18 protein-coding genes are annotated in these 20370 nt (G+C 68.4%); 14 read left to right on the top strand and 4 right to left on the bottom strand.

Annotated elements, in window-relative coordinates; genetic code table 11:
* Positions 1-12: 12 nt before the first annotated feature.
* The gene (locus EPAKOI_RS07320; RefSeq protein WP_124684330.1) at positions 13-1023 is read right to left on the bottom strand and encodes a YgfZ/GcvT domain-containing protein; all 1011 of its coding nucleotides are present in this window, start codon (positions 1021-1023) and stop codon (positions 13-15) included.
* A 207-nt stretch (positions 1024-1230) separates the two neighbouring features.
* Here EPAKOI_RS07320 and mltG point away from each other — a divergent pair, with 207 nt between their 5' ends.
* The 7 genes from mltG to EPAKOI_RS07355 all read left to right on the top strand — a co-directional run bounded on the left by mltG (position 1231) and on the right by EPAKOI_RS07355 (position 6560).
* Positions 1231-2229, top strand: a complete 999-nt coding sequence (gene mltG / locus EPAKOI_RS07325; protein WP_423193388.1) for an endolytic transglycosylase MltG — start codon at positions 1231-1233, stop codon at positions 2227-2229.
* Positions 2230-2233: 4 nt separating this feature from the next.
* A complete protein-coding gene (gene tmk / locus EPAKOI_RS07330) occupies positions 2234-2836 on the top strand; it encodes a dTMP kinase (protein WP_423193389.1) in 603 nt (200 codons plus the stop codon).
* An 85-nt stretch (positions 2837-2921) separates the two neighbouring features.
* Positions 2922-3935, top strand: a complete 1014-nt coding sequence (locus tag EPAKOI_RS07335; RefSeq protein ID WP_423193390.1) for a DNA polymerase III subunit delta' — start codon at positions 2922-2924, stop codon at positions 3933-3935.
* A 105-nt stretch (positions 3936-4040) separates the two neighbouring features.
* Positions 4041-4460 (top strand): PilZ domain-containing protein, encoded by a 420-nt coding sequence (locus EPAKOI_RS07340; protein ID WP_409559085.1) that lies wholly within the window; start codon positions 4041-4043, stop codon positions 4458-4460.
* Positions 4461-4503: 43 nt separating this feature from the next.
* Positions 4504-5013, top strand: a complete 510-nt coding sequence (locus EPAKOI_RS07345) for a GNAT family N-acetyltransferase (RefSeq protein ID WP_423193391.1) — start codon at positions 4504-4506, stop codon at positions 5011-5013.
* 13 nt (positions 5014-5026) lie between these two features.
* Entirely contained in the window at positions 5027-5824 is a 798-nt protein-coding gene (locus tag EPAKOI_RS07350) for a TatD family hydrolase (protein WP_313840184.1), read from the top strand.
* Complete coding sequence (locus EPAKOI_RS07355; protein ID WP_124684324.1) at positions 5817-6560, top strand: ankyrin repeat domain-containing protein; 744 nt, start codon at positions 5817-5819, stop codon at positions 6558-6560. The genes EPAKOI_RS07350 and EPAKOI_RS07355 overlap by 8 nt, the downstream gene beginning before the upstream one ends.
* Positions 6561-6629: 69 nt before the next feature.
* Here the strand turns inward: EPAKOI_RS07355 and EPAKOI_RS07360 are convergent, their stop codons facing one another.
* Entirely contained in the window at positions 6630-7709 is a 1080-nt protein-coding gene (locus tag EPAKOI_RS07360) for a DnaJ domain-containing protein (protein ID WP_423193392.1), read from the bottom strand.
* Positions 7710-8037: 328 nt separating this feature from the next.
* Here EPAKOI_RS07360 and EPAKOI_RS07365 point away from each other — a divergent pair, with 328 nt between their 5' ends.
* The 7 genes from EPAKOI_RS07365 (at position 8038) to EPAKOI_RS07395 (ending at position 14834) form a co-directional block, all read left to right on the top strand.
* Positions 8038-9621 (top strand): cbb3-type cytochrome c oxidase subunit I, encoded by a 1584-nt coding sequence (locus EPAKOI_RS07365; protein WP_423193393.1) that lies wholly within the window; start codon positions 8038-8040, stop codon positions 9619-9621.
* 3 nt (positions 9622-9624) lie between these two features.
* Positions 9625-10221, top strand: coding sequence for a cbb3-type cytochrome c oxidase subunit II (locus tag EPAKOI_RS07370; RefSeq protein ID WP_423193394.1), 597 nt, complete (start codon positions 9625-9627; stop codon positions 10219-10221).
* A 1-nt stretch (position 10222) separates the two neighbouring features.
* Entirely contained in the window at positions 10223-10825 is a 603-nt protein-coding gene (locus tag EPAKOI_RS07375; RefSeq protein WP_124684321.1) for a c-type cytochrome, read from the top strand.
* A 10-nt stretch (positions 10826-10835) separates the two neighbouring features.
* Positions 10836-11498, top strand: coding sequence for an SCO family protein (locus tag EPAKOI_RS07380; RefSeq protein ID WP_423193395.1), 663 nt, complete (start codon positions 10836-10838; stop codon positions 11496-11498).
* Positions 11495-12175, top strand: coding sequence for a hypothetical protein (locus EPAKOI_RS07385; RefSeq protein WP_423193396.1), 681 nt, complete (start codon positions 11495-11497; stop codon positions 12173-12175). The genes EPAKOI_RS07380 and EPAKOI_RS07385 overlap by 4 nt, the downstream gene beginning before the upstream one ends.
* A 49-nt stretch (positions 12176-12224) precedes the next feature.
* The gene (locus EPAKOI_RS07390; RefSeq protein WP_313840178.1) at positions 12225-13415 is read left to right on the top strand and encodes an HD-GYP domain-containing protein; all 1191 of its coding nucleotides are present in this window, start codon (positions 12225-12227) and stop codon (positions 13413-13415) included.
* Positions 13416-13493: 78 nt separating this feature from the next.
* Positions 13494-14834 (top strand): mechanosensitive ion channel family protein, encoded by a 1341-nt coding sequence (locus EPAKOI_RS07395; protein WP_124684318.1) that lies wholly within the window; start codon positions 13494-13496, stop codon positions 14832-14834.
* Between the two features lie 537 nt (positions 14835-15371).
* Here EPAKOI_RS07395 and purT read toward each other — a convergent pair.
* The gene (gene purT / locus EPAKOI_RS07400; RefSeq protein ID WP_313839405.1) at positions 15372-16574 is read right to left on the bottom strand and encodes a formate-dependent phosphoribosylglycinamide formyltransferase; all 1203 of its coding nucleotides are present in this window, start codon (positions 16572-16574) and stop codon (positions 15372-15374) included.
* Positions 16575-16819: 245 nt separating this feature from the next.
* Positions 16820-19963, bottom strand: coding sequence for a filamentous hemagglutinin N-terminal domain-containing protein (locus EPAKOI_RS07405; protein ID WP_423193397.1), 3144 nt, complete (start codon positions 19961-19963; stop codon positions 16820-16822).
* Between the last annotated feature and the right edge of the window lie 407 nt (positions 19964-20370).

Raw genomic sequence — 20370 nt, forward strand, 5'->3', positions numbered from 1 at the left:
TCCCGGGGGCGTTCAGCCGGCCGCCTCGGCCTCGTTGGGCAGCGGCACTTCGTACGGCAGCGCACGCGTGGCCAGCGCCGGGCCATCGGCGGCGCCCAGGTGCAGCGCGCCCGTGGCGGCGTCGATCTTCAGCTCGGCCAGGCCGTCCCAGCCGCCCTGCGGCGCGGGCGCGGCGTTGACCACCATGCCGCACGGCTGGCCGGGGTCTTCCGGACGGAAGATCTCGGCGGCAGGGGCCGGTACGTCGCCTTCGCCATGCACACGCCACATGCGGCGCTTGAGCGTGCCGCGGTACTGGCTGCGCGCCACCACTTCCTGGCCCGGATAGCAGCCCTTGCGGAAATTCACGCCGCCGATCAGCTCGAAATTGATCATCTGCGGCACGAACTGCTCCTGCGTGGCGGCGGCGATACGCGGGATGCCCGCGCCGATGTCGAGCCAGTCCCAGAACGCCGGCGCGGCGGCGGCCAGCGTGCCGCCCAGCGCCTGCTGCAGCGACGCGGCGCGTTCGGCGGCGGCCACCACCTGCCAGCGCGGCTGGCCCTCGGCGTCGGGCAGGCGGATGACGGTGGCGCCATCGGCCTGCGCCACGGCCAGCGGGCCGTGCGGCGCCGGCAGCCCGGCCTGGGCCAGCGCGGCCTCGGCACCGGCGCCGGCCACGCCCAGCACGCGATGCGTGGCGGACAGGTCCGACAGCCTGGCCTTGGCGCGCAGCACGAACATCGACAGCCGCTTCTGGATGGCCGGCTGGATGTCGGCCGACAACTGCAGCACGATGCCGTCGGGGTCGCGCCAGGCCAGGAAGCTGGCCAGCAGCCGGCCCTTGGGCGAGCAATAGCCGGCCAGCCGCGCGGCATCGGCCGGCAGGTCTTCCACGGCGTTGGTGAGCTGGGTGTGCAGGAAACTGGCGGCGTCGTCGCCGGCCACGCGGATCAGGCCCAGCCCGGCGGGGGCGGTCACGATGCCGGCGGCGGGCAGGGCGGCGAGGCTGTCGGCAAGCGACGGGAAATCATTGGCGGACATGCGGAACGGTCCTGGAAATCGAAGGGATGCGGTGAATTGGGGGCGCCACGCGCGAAACACAACGTGTGCGGGCCGGACGGTAACGCTCGGTGACACATCGGCCACAAGGCTCCCGGTATTATATGGGCCTGTCGCCATTCCGGCCGGCCGCGCCCTTGATCCCGACCCGCCGGCGGGGGCAAGGCGGCGGGCCCTATCCTCACTTTCATGAAACGTCTGTTCTCGCGCCTGGTCGGGGCGCTGGTGGTCTTTGCCGTCGCCGCTGCCGGCGGCTTTGCCTGGTGGGCCCATCAGCCGCTCACGCTGTCCGCGTCGCCCGTCGAGGTCATCGTCAAGCCGAACTCCGGCGTGGCCAGCGTCGGCCGGCAGATCCAGCGCGGCGGGGTGCCCATGGACCCGCGCCTGTTCCAGTTGCTGGCCCGCGTGACCCGGCATGGCGCCGACCTGAAGGCGGGCGGCTACCAGTTCGAAACCGGCGTGACGCCGCTGGACGTGATCGAGAAACTGGCCCGGGGCGAGGTGTCGCACTACGTGGTCACCGTGATCGAGGGCTGGGAATTCCGCAAGATGCGCGCGGCCGTGGATGCCAGCCCGGCGCTCCGGCACGACACCAGGGGCATGACCGACGCCGAGCTGATGCAGGCCATCGGGGCGGCGGAAACGTCACCCGAAGGGCTGTTCTTTCCCGATACCTACCTGTTCGCGCGCGGCAGCAGCGACATCGACCTCTACAAGCACGCCTACCGGGCCATGCAGAAGCGCCTGAACGACGCCTGGAACGCCCGCGCGCCGGACCTGCCGTACAAGAAGCCGTATGAGGCGCTGATCATGGCGTCGATTGTCGAGAAGGAAACCGGGCAGGCCGGCGAGCGGCCGATGATCGCCGCCGTGTTCGTCAACCGGCTGCGCAAGAACATGATGCTGCAGACCGATCCGACCGTGATCTATGGCGTGGGGCCGACCTTTGACGGCAACCTGCGCAAGCGCGATCTGCAGGCCGACACCCCGTACAATACGTACACCCGGACGGGCCTGCCGCCGACGCCCATCGCGCTGCCGGGCCTGGCCTCGCTGGCCGCGGCCACCACGCCGGCGCCCACCGATGCGCTGTACTTCGTGGCCCGTGGCGACGGCAGCAGCCACTTTTCCAGCTCTCTCCCTGAACACAACCGCGCGGTCGACAAGTACCAGCGCGGAAAACCCTGATTCCATGCGCGGCAGATTCATCACTTTCGAAGGCATCGACGGCGCCGGCAAGAGTACCCATGTCGAATGGGTGGCCGGCCGCCTGCGCGAACGCGCCACCGTCGTCACCACGCGCGAACCCGGTGGCACGCCGCTGGGCGAGGACCTGCGCCGCCTGCTGCTCCATCGCCAGATGGACCTGGAGACCGAGGCGCTGCTGATGTTCGCGGCGCGCCGCGAGCATATCGCCGAAGTGATCGAACCGGCGCTGGCCCGGGGCGACTGGGTGATTTCCGACCGCTTCACCGACGCCACGTTTGCCTACCAGGGCGGTGGGCGCGGCTTGCCTCGCGCGCGGCTGGAGGTGCTGGAGCAGTGGGTGCAGGGCGGCCTGCAGCCGGACCTGACGCTGCTGTTCGACGTACCGCTGGAAACGGCCGCCGCCCGGCTGGCGAACGCGCGGGAGCCGGACAAGTTCGAAGCCGAGTCGCGCGCGTTTTTCGAGCGCACCCGCGCCGAGTACCTGCGCCGGGCCGCCGAGTCGCCGCAGCGCTTTCGCGTGATCGATGCCACGCGCTCGATCGACGAGATTCGCGTGACGCTTGAAGAAATCCTCGCAAGCCTCTGATATTCCTACGATATATGCGCGTGATGATGTGTCCGCGGACGCCTCCGACAATACATGAGCACCACGCGCTAACCGATTGATCTGCATGCTCTATCCCTGGCAACAAGACGACTGGCAACGGCTGGCGGCGCTGCGCGAGCGGCTGCCCCACGCGTTGCTGCTGCATGGCCAGCAAGGCATCGGCAAGCGCGACCTCGCCCTGCACTTTGCGCAGGGGCTGTTGTGCGAGACGCCGCTGGCGGACGGCCAGCCGTGCGACCGGTGCAGCGCCTGCCACTGGTTCAGCCAGGGCAACCATCCCGATTTCACCGTGGTGCGGCCGGAGGCGCTGGAAGCCGGCGACGCGGCCGAGGGCGATGCCGAGGCGGGTGGCAGCAAGAAGAAGGCGCCCAGCAAGATCATCCGCATGGAGCAGGTGCGCGGGCTGATCGAGGCGGTGGGCGTTGGCACGCACCGGGCCGGGCTGCGCGTGGTGGTGGTCTATCCGCTCGATGCGCTGCAGACCGAGGGCGCCAACGCGCTGCTCAAGACGCTGGAGGAGCCGCCGCCGTCGACGGTCTTCCTGCTCGTGACCGACCGTATCGACCGCGTGCTGCCGACTATCCTGTCGCGCTGCCGCCAGTTCTCGGTGACGCGCCCGACCCTGGCGGCGGCGCTGGACTGGCTGCGCAGCCAGGGCGTGGCCGACGTCGAGGCCCAATTGGCCGTGGCCGGCGGGGCGCCGCTGACCGCGCTGCACGCCGCCGAGGCCGAGGAGCAGCCGCTGCAACGCTGGCTGGTGAGCCAGCTTGGCGCCGGCGCGGCGTTTGATGCGCTGGCGGCGGCCGACCAGCTCCAGAAGCTGCCGGTGCCGGCCGTGCTGGGCGTGTTGCAGCGCTGGACGTACGACCTGCTGGCGCTGTGCGTCGGCACGGGCGCGGTGCGCTACTTCCCGAAGGAACAGGCGGCGCTGGCCCGTTGCGCCGGCGCCACCGACGCGCACCGGCTGCAGGCGTTCGCGGCGCGGCTGGTCAATCACCGGCGCAGCGAGAGCCATCCGCTGGCGGCGCGGCTGGTCATGGAATCGGTCTTTCTGGACTACCGCCAGTTGTTCCGCTGACCGGTACAAAAGCATAGGCATCGATGGGCACACGTGGTAAAAGTCGAGCCACGTGTTTCCTAAATCCAATAGCCGGCACAAGCCGGCAGCAGTCAGGGGTCGAACATGAATGCACCAGTCACGACGCCGCCGCGCGCAGCGGGGGCGATGCCCGGCAATCCGGCCACGGGGCCCGCAAGCGGCGCGCCGCAGCGGCCCAACGTGTTGTCGCTGTCGATCAAGGACCAGGCGGGGCTGTACGCCGCGTACATGCCGTTTCTGGCGCGCGGCGGCATCTTCGTGCCGTCGAACCGGCCGTTCCGGCTGGGCGAGCAGGTCTTCCTGGTGCTGTCGCTGCTGGACCGGCCCCAGAAGTACCAGGTGCAGGGCACCGTGGCATGGATCACCCCGGCCGGCACGCCGATGAAGACGCCCGGCGTGGGCGTGCATCTGCCGGACGACGAAAACGGCCGCGTGCTGCGGCGCGCGGTCGAGGAACTGCTGGGCAAGGCCATCGAATCGGGGCGCCCCACGCAGACCCTCTAACCTGATGTGAAAGGCGAAGTTTGCTTCGCAAGTTATTGTATTTATGAGTAAATCTGGTTTTACGCTGCGTCTGGCGACGCGCGACGACCTGCCCGGCATCGTCGACATCTACAACAGCACCGTGGCGTCGCGCATGGTCACGGCCGATACCGAGCCGGTCAGCGTGGCGTCGCGCGAGGCGTGGTTCGATGCGCACCAGCCCGCGCGCCGTCCGCTCTGGGTCTGCGAGGCCGCCGATGGCCGCATGGCCGGCTGGGTCAGCTATTCGGACTTCTACGGCCGGCCCGCCTACGGCGCCACGGCCGAGATCTCGATCTATCTCCACGAGGATTTCCGCGGCCAGGGCCTGGGCCGGCTGCTGCTCGACGAGGCCATCTCGCATGCGCCCAAGGTGGGCGTGAACACGCTGCTGGGCTTTATCTTTGGCCATAACGCGCCGAGCCTGGCGCTGTTCGAGCGCCACGGCTTCTCGCGCTGGGGCGACCTGCCGCGCGTGGCCGTGCTCGACGGCGTGGAGCGCGACCTGGTAATCCTGGGCCGCCGGCTCGACTGATACGGGCAGCACCATGTTTGTCGATTCCCATTGCCATATCGATTTTCCCGAGCTGGCGCAGCGCCTGCCCCAGTTGCTGGAAAACATGAAGACCAACCAGGTCACGCACGCGCTGTGCATCTCGGTGACGCTGGAGGATTTCCCGCGCGTGCTCGCGCTGGCCGAGCAGCATCCCAATCTCTACGCGTCGGTGGGCGTGCATCCCGATTACGAGGAAGACGCCGAGGAGCCGACGCTGGAACGGCTGGTGACCCTGTCCGCCCACCCGCGCGTGGTGGGCACCGGCGAGACCGGGCTGGACTACTACCGGCTCAACGGCCGCAGCATCGCCGACATGGAATGGCAGCGCGAGCGGTTTCGCACCCATATCCGCGCCGCGCGCCAGACCGGCAAGCCGCTGATCATCCATACCCGCTCGTCGGCCGACGACACGATCCGGCTGATGCGCGAGGAAAACGCCCGCGAGGCCGGCGGCGTGATGCACTGCTTCACCGAGACCTGGGACATTGCGAAGCAGGCGCTGGACGAGGGCTTCCATATCTCGTTCTCGGGCATCGTCACGTTCAAGAGCGCCGCCGACCTGCAGGAAACGGCGAAGAAGGTGCCGCTGGACCGGATGCTGATCGAGACCGATTCGCCGTACCTGGCCCCCGTGCCATACCGCGGCAAGACCAACGAACCGGCCTGGGTGCGCCATGTGGGCGAGTTCATCGCCCAGCTGCGCGGCGAGCCGGTGGAAAAGGTGGCGGAACAGACCACGGAAAATTTCTTCCGCCTTTTCAAGCACATAGACAGGAATGCTCATGCTTGATCTGAAGATTCGACGCCTGGCGTCGGCCATGGCGCTGGTGGGTTTGACGGCGATGTCGGGCTGCGCGCTGGTGCAGGCCGCCCCGGCCGACGACATGCGCAAGGCCGTGGAATTCGACGACGGCAACACGGTGCAGAAGCTGCTGGCCAAGGGCGTGGACCCGAACCTCGTGGACAACCGCGGCAACCCGATGCTGGTGGTGGCGCTGCGCGAGAAATCGAAGAAAGCGGCCACGGCGCTGATCAAGGCCAAGAACATCGACTTCGACAAGACCAACCCGGCTGGCGAGAACGCGCTGATGATGGCGGCGCTCAACGGCGAGCTGGACATGATCAAGCTGATGGTCGACGGCGAGGAAGCCGAGGTCAACAAGAAGGGCTGGGCGCCGCTGCACTACGCCGCGACCAACGGCCACAACGACGTGGTCAAGTACCTCGTGGACCATGCGGCCTATATCGACGCCGAAAGCCCGAATGGCACCACGCCGCTGATGATGGCGGCGCGCGGCGGCCATATCGACACGGTCAAGCTGCTGCTGGACGAGGGCGCGGACCTGCGCCTGAAGAACCAGCAGGGCATGACGGTGATCGACTTTGCCGAGCAGTACAACCAGAAGGAAATTGCCGACGGCCTGAAGTCGCGCTGGCAGAAGCTCTACGGCAATGTGCCGCCGGCGGCACCCAAGCCGAAGCCCTACGTGCCGCCCAACGGCCAGCCGCAACCCAAGGCGTATTGATCCAGCCGCCGGTGGCCGATCGTGCCGACCGCGCCGACCGCGCCGGCCATGCCCTGACGCCGTGGCGCGTCAGGGAAATTCCCGCTCGGAGATCGCCACCGAGCGCGAGGTGCCGCCCGGCACCGCGTACAGCTTGAAAACGTTGCGATTGGCGCTGGTGCCGCGGGCCTCGCGGATCTCGCTCAGGTCGAAGCGCTCGGAGCGGAAGATCTCGCCCGAATCCAGGCTCTGGTAGCGCAGGTCGTAGGCGCCCGGCGAGATGTTTTCCATCGTGAACGACGACCCGCCCCGCACGAAGCTCGTGCGCACGGGCAGTGGCGCGTTGCCGTCGACGGCCACCAGCTTCAGCAGGACGTCGGACGCGCTGCCCGAGTTGTCGACCGTCAGCGTCGACAGTCCATTTCCATTGAGTACCGGATAGCCCGGCAGGTAGCCCGAGTGGTCGGGCCACGGCATGCCGCGCGGCGTCATCGACGGCCGCGTGTAGCGGCGATCGGACGCGCCCGGCGCCGTGCCCGGCGTGAGCGCCTTGGCCAGCGTCTGCACCGTGCTGGCCGGCTGCGCCGCACGGGTGCCGTCGCTGGCCGACGCCTGTCCGCTGCCGGACCAGTCGCCCAGCAGGATCAGGATGATCGCGCCGATGGCCGCGTACAGCGCGAACGACCCGTACTTCGGCAGCGGCGCGGCCGGGCCATCGGCGGGACGGTTGCGGGCCGGACGCTCGGCGCGCGGACGCGACGCCTTGCGCGCGCGGAACGGCGCGTCCTGCTGGCTGTCCTCCGGCCCTGGGCGGGCCTGGCCGGCGTTGCCGCCGCCCGCCTGCGCGGGCCGCGCGGCCTGCCGGGCCGCCTGCTGGCGCTGGGCCGCCTGCCGCTGGGCGGCGGCGGTGCGCTGGGCCTGCGCGCGGCGCAACTGCTGCTCGGCCTCGCGCTTTTCCTCGGCGGCGATCCACTGGTCGTGCTCGGCGCGCTTGTCGGGGTCGCGCAGCACGTCGTAGGCGGCGTTCAGCAGCCGCATGATGCGGTTGGCTTCCTCGCCGTCGGCGTGACGGTCGGGATGGTATTTCTGGCTCAAGGACTTGTAGGCGGCCCGGATGACTTCGGGCGGCGCGTCGCGGGAAACCTTGAGGTTGTCGTAGTGGGTATGCATCAAGCGGGAAAGACGCAATGGCGGTGGTCGACAACAGATAACGGCAAGTGGCCGCCATTTTCAAGGCTTTTCTGCGCAGGACGGGGCGGCGCCGACAGTGTCGCGCCACGGGCGGGCGCGTGTCTGCGGGGTGCCCAACAAAGTGCCTGGACGTGGCAGGGGCCGCGAATTCTAGTCGGCGGCGGCCGCGGCCGCAGTAGCACCTAAGGATGATTGGCCCGGCCTGGCTGAATCGGTATCTTCGATGCAACTTTTCAGGAGGTCGCCCGGCGCGACCCGTGCCTGACCTGTTCCGCCCCCGATGTCCGCCCGCGCCCGCGAGCCTGCCATGAACACCGTTGCCATCCTGTTGTCAGCGTTCCTGCTCTCCGTCTTCGCCCTCGGGGCGTTTATCTGGAGCATGCAGAAAGGCTTCTTCGATACCTCGCCGGCCGCCGCGCGGGTCATCTTCGGCGATGCCGAAACCGGCCATCCCGAAGACCCCGGCGCTGCCCGCGCCGGGCTGCCCGACCCCTCGCGCGAGGCGGCCGACCGGTCGTCGGCGCCGGTGGTCTTCCTGTTCCTGTGCTGCGCGATGGTGTGGCTGGTGGTGGCGTCGGCGGCCGGGCTCACGGCATCGGTCAAGCTCCATGCGCCCGACCTGTGGGCGTCGGTGCCGTGGCTGACGTTCGGCCGCATCCGCACGATCCACCTCAATGCCGTGGCCTACGGCTGGGCGCCGATGGCCGGGCTGGGTATCGCCATGTTCCTGCTGCCGCGTCTGCTGCGCACCGAACTGGTGGGCGCGCGCTGGGCCGTGCTGGGCGCGGCGCTGTGGAACGCCGGGCTGATCGCGGGCGTGGGCAGCATCGCGGCGGGCATCTCGGACGGGCTCGAATGGCTGGAGATCCCGTGGCAGGTAGACATCCTGTTCGTGGCCGGCGGCGCGTTCGTCGGCTTTCCGCTGGTGCTGACGCTGCTGAACCGCAAGGTGGATCACCTCTACGTGTCGGTCTGGTACATGGGCTGCGCGCTGTTCTGGTTCCCGGTGCTGTTCCTGGTGGCCAACTTCCCCGGACTCCATTTCGGCGTGGAGCAGGCCACGATGAACTGGTGGTTCGGCCATAACGTGCTGGGGCTGTTCTACACGCCGCTGGCGCTGGCGTCGATCTACTACTTCCTGCCCAAGGTCATCGGCCAGCCGGTGAAGTCGTACGGCCTGTCGCTGCTGGGGTTCTGGGCGCTGGCGTTCTTCTACGGCCAGGTGGGCGGGCATCACCTGGTGGGCGGGCCGGTGCCGGGCTGGCTGATCACGCTGTCGGTGGTGCAGAGCATGATGATGCTGATCCCGGTCATCGCGTTCTCGATCAACCAGCACCAGACGCTGCGCGGCAACTTCCGCCGGCTGGTGGATTCGCCGACGCTGCGCTTTGTCACCTTCGGCGGGATGATGTACACGCTGAGCTCGATCCAGGGATCGTTCGAGGCGCTGCGCGGGGTCAACCGCGTGGCCCACTTCACGCACTACACCGTGGCGCACGCCCACCTGGGGCTCTACGCGTTCGTCAGCTTCGCGTTCTTTGGCGCCATCTATTTCATCGTGCCGCGCATCACGGGCCGGGAATGGCCGTACCGCTGGTTGATCTACAGCCACTTCTGGCTGGCCGTGGGCGGCATCGGCGTCTATTTCGTCAGCCTGACCATCGGCGGCTGGCTGCAGGGGCTGGCGATGCTGGACGCCGCGCGGCCGTTCATGGATTCGGTGCTGCTGACCGTGCCGTACCTGAAGGCGCGCTCGCTGGGCGGCCTGATGATGCTGACCAGCCATCTCTGCTTTGCCGCCAATTTCGTCTGCGTGATCGTGGGCCTGGGGCCCAACCGCGACCGTCCGGCGCTGTTCCACCCGCGCCGAGCCCCGGCGCAGGGAGTCTGAGCGATGAACAACGAAAGCGTATTGCTGGCCGGCGGCATGACGATGCTGGCGCTGGCGACCAGCGCCCTGGTGGTGCTGCCTTACCTGCAACTGCATGACGTGAAGCCCACCGAGGGCGTCAAGCCCTATACGGCCGCGCAGCTGCGCGGGCGCGAGGTCTACATCGCCAACGGCTGCATCTACTGCCATTCCCAGCAGCCGCGCGACAGCAGCTTTGCCCCGGACGCCAGGCGGGGCTGGGGCCGGGCTGCCGTGGCCGGCGACTACTACTACGACAAGCCGCACCTGCTGGGCACCATGCGCACCGGGCCGGACCTGCTCAATATCGGCGTGCGCCAGCCCAGCGCGGACTGGCACCTGGGTCATCTGTACCAGCCGCGCGCGTACGTCAGCGGCAGCATCATGCCGAGCTACCCGTACCTGTTCGACGTCAAGGACGCGCCCGAGGCCGGCGAGAAGGCCGTGCCGCTGCCGCCCGGCTATGCGCCCATCGGCAAGGTGGTGGTGCCGACCGCCGCCGCGCTGGACCTGGTGGCGTACCTGCAATCGCTGAACCGGACCGGGGCCGCACTGCCGGCGGCGGCCAGGGCGGGAGACTGACATGACAGATTCGCGCGATGACCGCCACGCCACGGCCGCCCGCGCCCGCGAGCACGCCGACCCGCACGAGAACCGCGCGCCGATTCCGCGCTACGTGCTGGCGATGGTGGCCGTGCTGGTGGGGTGGGGCGCGTGGTATATCGCCACGGCGCCGATCGACCAGCCGCCGGCACTCGGCGACCGCCGCACCGAGGCCGACCTGCGCGGCCAGCCGAAGTCCGCCGCCGTGGATGGCGCCGCCGTGTTCCAGAGCCGTTGCGTGGCCTGCCATCAGGCCAGCGGGCAGGGTTTGCCGGGCGTGTTTCCGCCGCTGGCCGGATCGGAATGGGTGACGGGGCCGGACGCCACGGCGGCGCGGATCGTGCTGCGCGGGGTGACCGGCAAGCTGACCGTCAAGGGCACGGCCTACCAGGGCGCCATGCCGGCGTTTGCCGACCAGCTTGGCGACGCCGAGATCGCCGCCGTGCTGACGCACGTGCGCAGCCAGTGGGGCAATGCCGCGCCGCCCGTGACGGCCGCGACCGTGGCCGCCGCCCGCGCCGACACCGCCGCCATGCAGGCGCCGTACGATGGTGACGCCGCCCTCGGCAAGCCGGGCGGCTAGGCGCCGGCCGTTGCCGCCGTGGGCGGTGCTGGCCGGCGTGCTGGCGCTGGCGGGCGCGGCAATCCACGGGCTGACCGACGGATTGTCGGCGTGGACGCTCGACCAGCGGCGCGCGGCCCGTATCGCGCGCCAGACGCTGCGCTTGCCGCCGATCGACGTCCACACGCACGACGGCCAGCGCGTGCGGCTGTTCGGCGGCGCCGGTGCTGCCGGTGCCGCCCGTGAGGCTGCGACGGCCGACGATCCGCCGCCGGCCGTCTATCTTGTCGATTTCATCTACACACGCTGCGCCACGGTCTGCCGGGCGCTGGGCGCCGAGTTCGACCAGCTGCAGCGGCAGCGCGACGCCGTCGGCATGGCCGGCCGCATCGCGCTGGTGTCGCTGTCGTTCGATCCGCGCGACATGCTGCCGGACCTGCGCGGCTATGCCAGCACCCACCACGCCCGCGCGCCGGGCTGGCGCGTGGCGGCGGCCGTGGCCCCGGCCGACATGGCGCGGCTGCTGGCCGATGCCGACGTGATCGCCATCCCGGACGGCCTGGGCGGCTTTGCGCACAACGGCGGCCTGCATGTGGTCGGCGCCGACGGCACGGTGCTGGCGACCTATCCGCTCGAAGACTTCCAGACGGCCTATGCATCAGCGCTGGCGCACGCCCGACGGGGTCCGCGATGAGGCGCATCCGCGCGGGCTGGTGGCTGGCGGCGCTGCTGGGGCTGCCCGCGCTGCCGCCGCTGCGCGGCCTGTTCGAGTCGTCGATGGCGCTGCTGATGCTCGCGCTGCTGCCGGGCCTGTTCGCGGCGGGCTGCCTGCTGCCGCGCCTGCTGGCGGCCCGCTGGGCGCCCCGGCGCCGGGCCCGCGCGCTGGCGCGGCTGCGGCCCCATGCGCTGGCGCTACTGGTGGCGGCGTCGGCCGGCTATGGCGTCTGGATGCTGCCGATCGCCATCGACCTGTCGCGGATGGCGTGGCCGCTCGGGGTGGCGCGCGACGTGTCGGTCTGCGCGGCCGGGCTGGCCGCCGCGCTGGCCGTGCGGCTGGCGCCGTGGCCGCTGGTGTTGTTTTTTGGCGGCAACCTGGTCTGGATGGGCCTGACTTTTGGCATCCTGTTCGTCGACGCGCCGGCGCGGCTCTGCGCCAGCTACCTGCTGGACGACCAGCGCGTGGCTGGCGCCGGGTTGATCGCCTTGTCGCTGGGGTTGGGGGGCTGGCTGCTGGCCTGGGCCGCGCGGCAGGCGGACGCCGCGCCATCGGCCGGGATGCGAAAAAAACTAAAGAAAGCGGGCAGGCTGCCGATAAAGGCGGCCAACGAGAAGTGTCATCACAAGACGGGGCCTGACCAGAGCCCCGCTTGATCGGCAGCGCGCGGCGCGTCCGCGCGGGCCATTTGATAGGGGCGAGCGCATGCTGAGAAGAATCAAGGCGGAACAGCTACAGATTGGCATGTTCGTGGCAAGGCTGGGCGGGCCGTGGATGAACCACCCGTTCTGGCGGTCGCGGTTCCTGGTCACCAGCGACGAGCAGGTGGAGCAGATCCAGTCGGCCAACGTGCAGGACGTCTGGATCGACATCCTCAAGGGCCGCAACCTGCCCACGCCGGCCACGCCGGAGACCATGGAGGCCGACGCCGGCGACGACGCGCCCGAGGCCAGCTTCGAGGATGAGCTGGAACGGGCGCGCGAGCTGATCAAGACCGGCCGCGCGCTGATCGGCAACCTGTTCAACGACGTGCGCATGGGCCGCGCGCTGGAAACCCACGGCGCGCTGCTGCTGGTGGATTCGGCATCGACGTCGCTGTCGCGCCATTCCCAGGCGCTGCTGGCCATGGCCCGGCTCAAGGCCAAGGACGACTATTCCTACCTGCACGCGTTCTCGGTCTGCGCGCTGATGATCGCCGTGGGCCGCAACCTGAAGCTGCCCGACGGCGAGGTGCGCGAACTGGGGCTGGCCGGGCTGGTGCACGACATCGGCAAGCTGACGCTGCCCGACGCGCTGCTGCTCAAGGCGGGCGACCTGTCGCCGGCCGAGGAGGAGCAGATGCGGCGCCACCCGTCGGCCGGCTATCGCATCCTGAACGAGGCCCGGCTCTACACGAACATCCCGCTCGACGTCTGCGTGCACCACCACGAGCGCGTGGACGGCCGGGGCTACCCGTTCGGGCTGCTGGAGCACGAGATCAGCATCCACGCCAAGATCGCGGCCATCTGCGACACGTACGATTCGCTGACGTCGCCGCGGCCGAACCACCAGGCGTGGTCGCCGGCGCGGGCCATGGAGTACATCGCCGTACGCGTCGACACGCTGTTCGACCGCCGCGTGTTCAAGGCGTTTACGCGCACCATCGGCATCTATCCGCTGGGCACGGTGCTGCGGCTGCGCTCGGGCCGGCTGGCCGTGGTCTGCGGCCAGAACGAGGGCGAACCGCTGCGGCCGCGCGTGATGGTGTTCTACTCGGTGACCGATTCGAAGCCGCTGCCGCCCGAAGTGCTGGACCTGTCGCACGACGACGACACGGTCATCGCCTTCGAGGACGCCAAGCAGTGGGGCTTCAGCGACGACCAGTTGATGGCGATGTACGCGCCCCACGCCAGGTAAGCCGGGCCGGCGGCGGGCCGGGCAGGGCGGTGGTAGTAAACTCGGGGCTTGTCCGGTCCGACCGATTGCATTCTCCCGATGACATTTGACGCCCTGCTGGACCTGTTCCAGCAACGCATTCCCGCCCATCCCTGGGCACAGATCTCGCTGTATGTGCTGGCGCTGGTGGTGATCGCCGCGCTGTCGCAGTGGCTGGTGGCCCGGGTGGTGGGCCGCGTGGTCTACCGCGTGCTGAGCCTGTCCGGCAACCGCGAATGGGCCGCCGCGCTGATGCGCCATCGCACCTATCGCCGGCTGGGCTACGCGGTGTTCCTGGCCGTGATCACGGTGGGCATCAGCCAGGTGCCTGACCTGGGCAAATTCTCGATCCTGATCGAACGACTGGCGCACGCCGGCACGTGGGTCAGCATGTTCCTGATGCTGTCCGGCGTGCTGGCGGCCTGGCAGACCGTCTTCGCCAACAGCCGGCGTGCCCAGACGCGGTCCATCAAGGGCTACGTCCAGATCGCCCAGTTGGCCCTGTGGCTGGTCTGCGGCGTGCTGGTGCTGTCGATCCTGATCGACCGCTCGCCGCTGTGGATGCTGTCGGGCATCGGCGCGCTGTCGGCGGTGCTGCTGCTGGTGTTCAAGGACACGCTGCTGTCGCTGGTGGCCAGCACGCAGCTTACGTCGAACGACATGCTGCGCATTGGCGACTGGATCGAAATGCCGCAGTCCAACGCCGACGGCTTCGTGATGGACATCGCGCTGCACACGGTCAAGGTCAAGAACTGGGACAACACCGTGACCACGGTGCCCACGTACAAGCTGTTCTCGGAAAGCTACCGCAACTACCGCCACATGTTCGAATCCGGCGCGCGCCGGATCAAGCGGATGCTGCGGATCGACGCTTCCACGGTGCGGTTCCTGGACGACGACGAGGTGACGGCGCTGATGCGGTTCCGGCTGCTGCACGACTACCTGGAGGTCAAGCAGCAGGAGGTGGAGCAGACCAACCGCGCGCTGCTGGGCGAGAACACCGACCCGGTGAACCGCCGCCGGCTGACCAACCTGGGCACGTTCCGGGCGTACGGCATCGCCTTCCTGCGCGCGCACCCCGACATCCACCACGACCTGCTGCTGAACCTGCGCATGATGGAGCCCGACTCGCAGGGCATCCCGATCGAGGTCTACTGCTTCAGCAACCGCACGGGCTGGATGGACTACGAGCGCATCCAGGGCGATATCTTCGACCACCTGCTGGCCATCCTGCCGGAACTGGGGCTGCGGCTGTACCAGGCGCCGTCCGGCGCCGATCTGGCCGGCGTGCGGGAGTTTTCACCCCATGGCGCCCACGCTGCTTTGGCCGCCGCGGCGACAGACCCAGGGGCCAGGGAGCCAACGCAATCGCCGATGGACAGGGCGGACCGGGTGGTTTGAGGGGCGGTGGAGGGCGTGGGGCCGCTGGTTTGACCTCCCTCTGCAGCATCGCGGGAGAGGGCCAGCAGTTCAAACTGCGACCAGTCGGCAAGCAGAGCCTCAACGCCCTCTCCCCAACCCCTCTCCCGCATCGCGGGAGAGGGGCCGGGGGAGAGGGCCAGCAGTCCAAACTGCGACCAGTCGGCAAGCAGAGCCTCAACGCCCTCTCCCCCAACCCCTCTCCCGCAGGCGGGAGAGGGGAGCGCGACAGCGGGAATTTCGAGCCTGCTAGGTTCAAATTCCGCGCCGGTTTGCTCCCCTCTCCCGCATCGCGGGAGAGGGGCCGGGGGAGAGGGCCAGCAGTCCAAACTGCGGCCAGTCGGCAAGCAGAGCCTCAACGCCCTCTCCCCCAACCCCTCTCCCGCAGGCGGGAGAGGGGAGCCAGACAGTGGAATTTCAAGCCTGCTAGAAGCAAATCTCCCGCCGGTTTGCTCCCCTCTCCCGCATCGCGGGAGAGGGGTCGGGGGAGAGGGCCAGCGCATCCAATCCCAAAAACTCTCAGCCCTTGCGCGGCTTGACCTTTGCCGCGGCCTCCTTGGCGCGACGCCGGGCGGTCTCCACGTCGGCGTCGTAGGCCAGTGCCACCCCCATCCGACGCTTGGTGAACGACTCCGGCTTGCCGAACAGGCGCAGTTCGGTCTGCGGCACGCGCAGCGCCTCGTCGACGCCGTCGAACACGATGCCTTCCGCATCGACTCCGCCATAAATCACCGCGCTGGCGCCCGGCGCGCGCAGGCTGGTGTCCACCGGCAGCCCCAGGATCGCGCGGGCGTGCAGTTCGAACTCGTTCTGCCACTGCGAGATCATCGTGACCATGCCGGTGTCGTGCGGGCGCGGGCTGACTTCGCTGAACCAGACCTGCTCGCCCTTGACGAACAGTTCCACGCCGAACAGGCCCTGGCCGCCCAGGTCGGCCGTGACGGCGCGGGCGATGTGCTGGGCGGCTTCCAGTGCCTTCGGGTGCATCGGGTGCGGCTGCCAGCTTTCCACATAGTCGCCGGCCACCTGGACGTGTCCGATCGGCTCGCAGAAATGCGTCTCCACCTGGCCGCTGGCGCCGACGGCGCGCACCGTCAGCAGCGTGATCTCGTAATCGAAATCGATGAAGCCCTCGACGATCACGCGGCCATGGCTGACCCGGCCGCCGGCCATCGCATAGTCCCAGGCCGCCTTGACGCCCTCGGGACCGTCGATCTTGCTCTGACCCTTGCCCGAGCTGCTCATCACCGGCTTGACCACGCACGGGTAGCCGATGCCGCCGTCGATGGCGGCCTGCAGCTCTTCCAGCGAATCACAGAACTTGTACGGGCTCGTGGCCAGGCCCAGCGTCTCGGCGGCCAGGCGGCGGATGCCTTCGCGGTCCATCGTCAGCCGGGCCGCCCGCGCGGTGGGAATCACGCGCACCACGCCGGCGGCTTCCAGCGCTTCGAGCGTCGGCGTGGCGATGGCTTCGATCTCGGGCACCACAAGGTGCGGCCGCTCGGCCTCGATCAGGGCCTTGAGCTGATCGCCATCGCTCATCGTGATCGTCCGGGCATGGTGCGCCACCTGCTGGCCGGGCGCGTTCTCGTAACGGTCGACGGCGATGGTCTCCACGCCCAGGCGCTGTAGCGCGATCAGCACTTCCTTGCCGAGCTCTCCGGAGCCGAGCAGCATGACTTTGGTGGCGGAGGGGGAGAGGGGCGTTCCAAGGGTCGTCATGGCGGGGGGCTCGCGGGAGGAAGAAAAGACGCGATTGTAGCAAGGCGGTGCGGCGTGGTTGCCGGGGTCGAGGGGCTGGCGCGGATGGTGTGCATGGGGCGGCGGCGGGTGGTGGTTTGCGGCGGGCGGGGGCGTAAACGGCAATGTGCCGACGTCTTGCGACGCCGGCACATTGGTCTTCTACTGCTGGGTTACTGCTGGGTTACTTCTGAGTACTGGTCAGGGTTCCGGTTCGCCTCCCTCGGTCAGCGGGCCGCCGCAGCCGATTCGGGCGCAGAACCGTCCTTCAACCAGCCGTGGCTCTTCACGACGTAGCGCTTGCCGTTCGGGGCACCGGCTTCGGTGTAGAAGAACTCGCGTGTCTCCATGTTCACCGCCAGATCGGCCTTGGTCTTGGTGACGGGGTCCTCGAAGACGAAGTGCTTTGTCCCGTTGGCGCCGTCCTGCAACGTCAGCGTGCGCTCGACAGTCCCGGACCTGGTCTTCACCTGGACCGTGGCCGTCGTTCCCTTCACCCGGACGGTGGCACCCGACATCAGCGCACCTTCCCACGCCTTGTCCTCGTCGGACTCGACCGTCAGCGGCACCGGGGCATCGAGGTACCACGTCTCGTCGGTCAGGTCGTCGATCACGTAGGCCAGGATACCGCCCGCGCCAACCGCGCCCATGATTGCACCGGCCGTGGCACCCGAATTGGAGCCACCCGAGCCCGAACCGCCCGAGCCGTCCGAACCACCGTCAGGCGTCTTGTCGCCGCCGTCGGAGCCGTTGCCGCCGTTCGAGCCGTTACCGCCGTCGGAGCCATTCCCGTCAGGACCGTTGCCATTACCGTCGGGGCCGTTGCCGTTCCCATCCGGGCCATTGCCATTTCCGTCGGGACCATTGCCATTGCCGTCAGGGCCGTTACCGTTCCCGTCGGGGCCATTGCCGTTTCCATCCGGGCCATTGCCGTTACCGTCGGGCCCATTGCCGTTACCGTCGGGCCCATTGCCGTTACCGTCGGGCCCATTGCCGTTACCGTCCGGGCCGTTGCCATTGCCGTCCGGGCCGTTACCGTTGCCGTCGGGACCGTTGCCGTTGCCGTCGGGCCCATTGCCGTTCCCGTCCGGGCCGTCACCGTTACCGTCGGGGCCGTTGCCACCGTTGGAACCATTGCCGTCGGTGCCATTGCCGCCGTTCGAGCCGTTACCGTCGTCCGGGGGCACAACGGGTTCTGGACCTGCACGGTCTTGGCTGTTGAAGTTGATCTCGCCGTTATCGCGCTCGACTTGGCTGCCTGAGATGTAGATGCCGGTCCCATTCTCCGATCGGCCGTTGATGTTGATGGTCCCGTTCTCGCTGGCGGTGAGGCCGGGGCTCTGCATGTACACACCGTAGCTGTCGCGGGATTTACCGTTGAAGTTAACCGTGCGGTTGCCGGACACGTTGAGTTGCCCGCCAAGGTATACCCCAGAATTATCGGTCGACGTGCCAGAAATGTTAGCAGTGCCATTGCCACCGATGTTCACCGTCCCGCTGAACATTACCCCATGGTAATAGCCCTTCGACGTGCCGATGACTTCCAGATGGCCGTCGCCAAGGACGGTGAAGTTACTCAGGATAACGCCCATCCCCAGATTCCCATGGCCGACGATCGTCGCGCCACCGATATTCGATGTGCGGCCGTAAAGCTCCACGGCGCCATGAGTGCCGCGAAGTTCCGACGTCGCCGCGATATCGAGGTAGCCGCCGCCCAGGTCGAGGACGGTATCTGTAGTCGATGTCACTCTGCCCTTGCCGGTGCCTTCGCCCGCCCGAATGGTGAGATTGATGGCCTCGCCAGTTGTGGTGATGCGGGTCAGGGAGACATTCCCCTGGGCAATCATCGTGAGGTTGGCCGCGGCACCCGAGGTCTTTGTGATATTCGCTTGCTGCGTGATATTGCCGGCCGCGGGACCCGAGCTGGCGGTGCTGATCATGACGTCCGTGCCGTTGTTCAGCGCGTTGTTGATCGACGTGTTGCTGACCTTGGCTCCGGTGGTGCCCGCCGTAAATCCGTCGCTGACGCTGCCGGTGTAGCCGGAATCCCACGTGGTGATGATGATGTCGGTCGGATCGATCAGCCAGTCACCCGACTTGCCGTTCGGCGCGGCGGCGGTCACGGTGCCGAAGACGTTAAGGTCGTGGGCTGACGTCTCCACGAACCCGCCGTCGCCATGCCGTGCACCGGCATCGACCCGGGCGTTGACACCCACCTGCGTGAAGTTGGCAAAGCCAGCACCGTCCTGCAGCAGCTTGCGCGCTTCGGTGCCTTCCAGCTTGCCGAGCGAATCGCCACCAAGGATCACCTTGCCGCCAGCCGAGTCGCCCGAAGCGTCGATCGAGGCGCTGTCGAACAGGCCGACGCGGTCGCCGGCCAGTACCACCGTGCCGCCCTGGCCGCCGTTGCGGTTGGAGGCGTCGATGCTGCCGGTCATGACCACGTCGCCGGTCTTGCCGGCGTCCGCCACGACCGTGCCAGCGCGGACCACGCCAGACAGGTTCACCACGGTATTGAGCAGCGTGTCCTTGCCGCGCGCGGTAATCAGGACCGTGCCGTCTTGTGCATGGATGTTGCCGCTGTTTTCCGCCAGCGCGTTGGCGGTGGCGTCGTTCAGGACCAGCGAGATGCCCTGGCCGTTGTGCAGCGCGACCGTGGCGCTATCGCCGGCGGCCAGCAGGACTTGTCCGCCCGGGCCGGTCTTGATGTCGCCGGCGTTGCGGACCTGGTCGCCCATGAAGGTCACGTAACCCTGGGCGTTGATCGAACCTTCGTTGATGATGCCGGCCTGCGTGCCGGTGGCACTCAGTGCCAGCGGGCTGCCGGCCATGAAGGCGTTGGAGTCGATGGATTTCGTCGTTGCCAGCAGCGAGCCGACGTTCACCACTGCACCCCGGCCGAACAGCACGCCGTTGGCGTTCTGGATCAGCACCTGCCCGTTGGCGAGCAGCGAGCCGTGGATATTGGAGGGGAGCCCACCCGTGACGCGGTTCAGCGCCTGGGCCTGTGCGTTGGGCTGGTTGAACTGGACCGTGTTGCCCTGGCCGATGCTGAAGCTGTTCCAGTCGATGACAGCGCGCTGGCTGCCCTGATTGATCGTCATCGTCGAGCCGTTCGGCTGCGAGATGGTGGCCTGGCCGGCCACGACGTTGCCCTGGGTCGGCAGTCCTTGGGCACGGGCTTCGTCCATGTCCCAGGCAAACAGGGCGAGGGCGATGGCCGTCATCGCCGATACCACGCCCAGTTGGGGCGATGCCTCCGCAGCGGCGCCTTCACCAGGCGCCTTGCCGCGGCTCTTCACATTTTCCGCAACGGCCACAAGCATGCCGAGATGCTTGCTGAATACGCGGCGATACCGATTCTTGTTCATGGTTGAAACCCAACAGAAGTTGCGACGTGACGCGGCTCGGCTCTGCCTTCAGGAAGGCGGCCGATGCAGGCGTCGTGCGTCAATTCATGGAACGCGAGTTGACCCGCTCTAGCTCGGGATCGGGGGGCGCGCTTACTTGAGTTGCCGCGCGGTCTGTGGTCGTACCGGGTCCCGCGATCTCCTTGATGGCAATGCTAGAAACCTGGGGAAGGGCGGGGAATCGTAGAAACACGAAACACGCAGCGGGGTTGCATGCAAATGTCGCAGCGTCACGAAGCGACGGGGGTCTGCGCAGAGCCCGGTGAAATATTTCGTAGAACTACGATGACTTGGGAAGTGGAGCAGGGGACCAACAGATTCTGATTGCCCCTCGGAAAAGGACGATGTGCCGACGTCTTTCGACACCG

Source organism: Cupriavidus sp. H18C2 (assembly GCF_049393795.1).
Classification (GTDB): Bacteria; Pseudomonadota; Gammaproteobacteria; order Burkholderiales; family Burkholderiaceae; genus Cupriavidus; species Cupriavidus pauculus_C.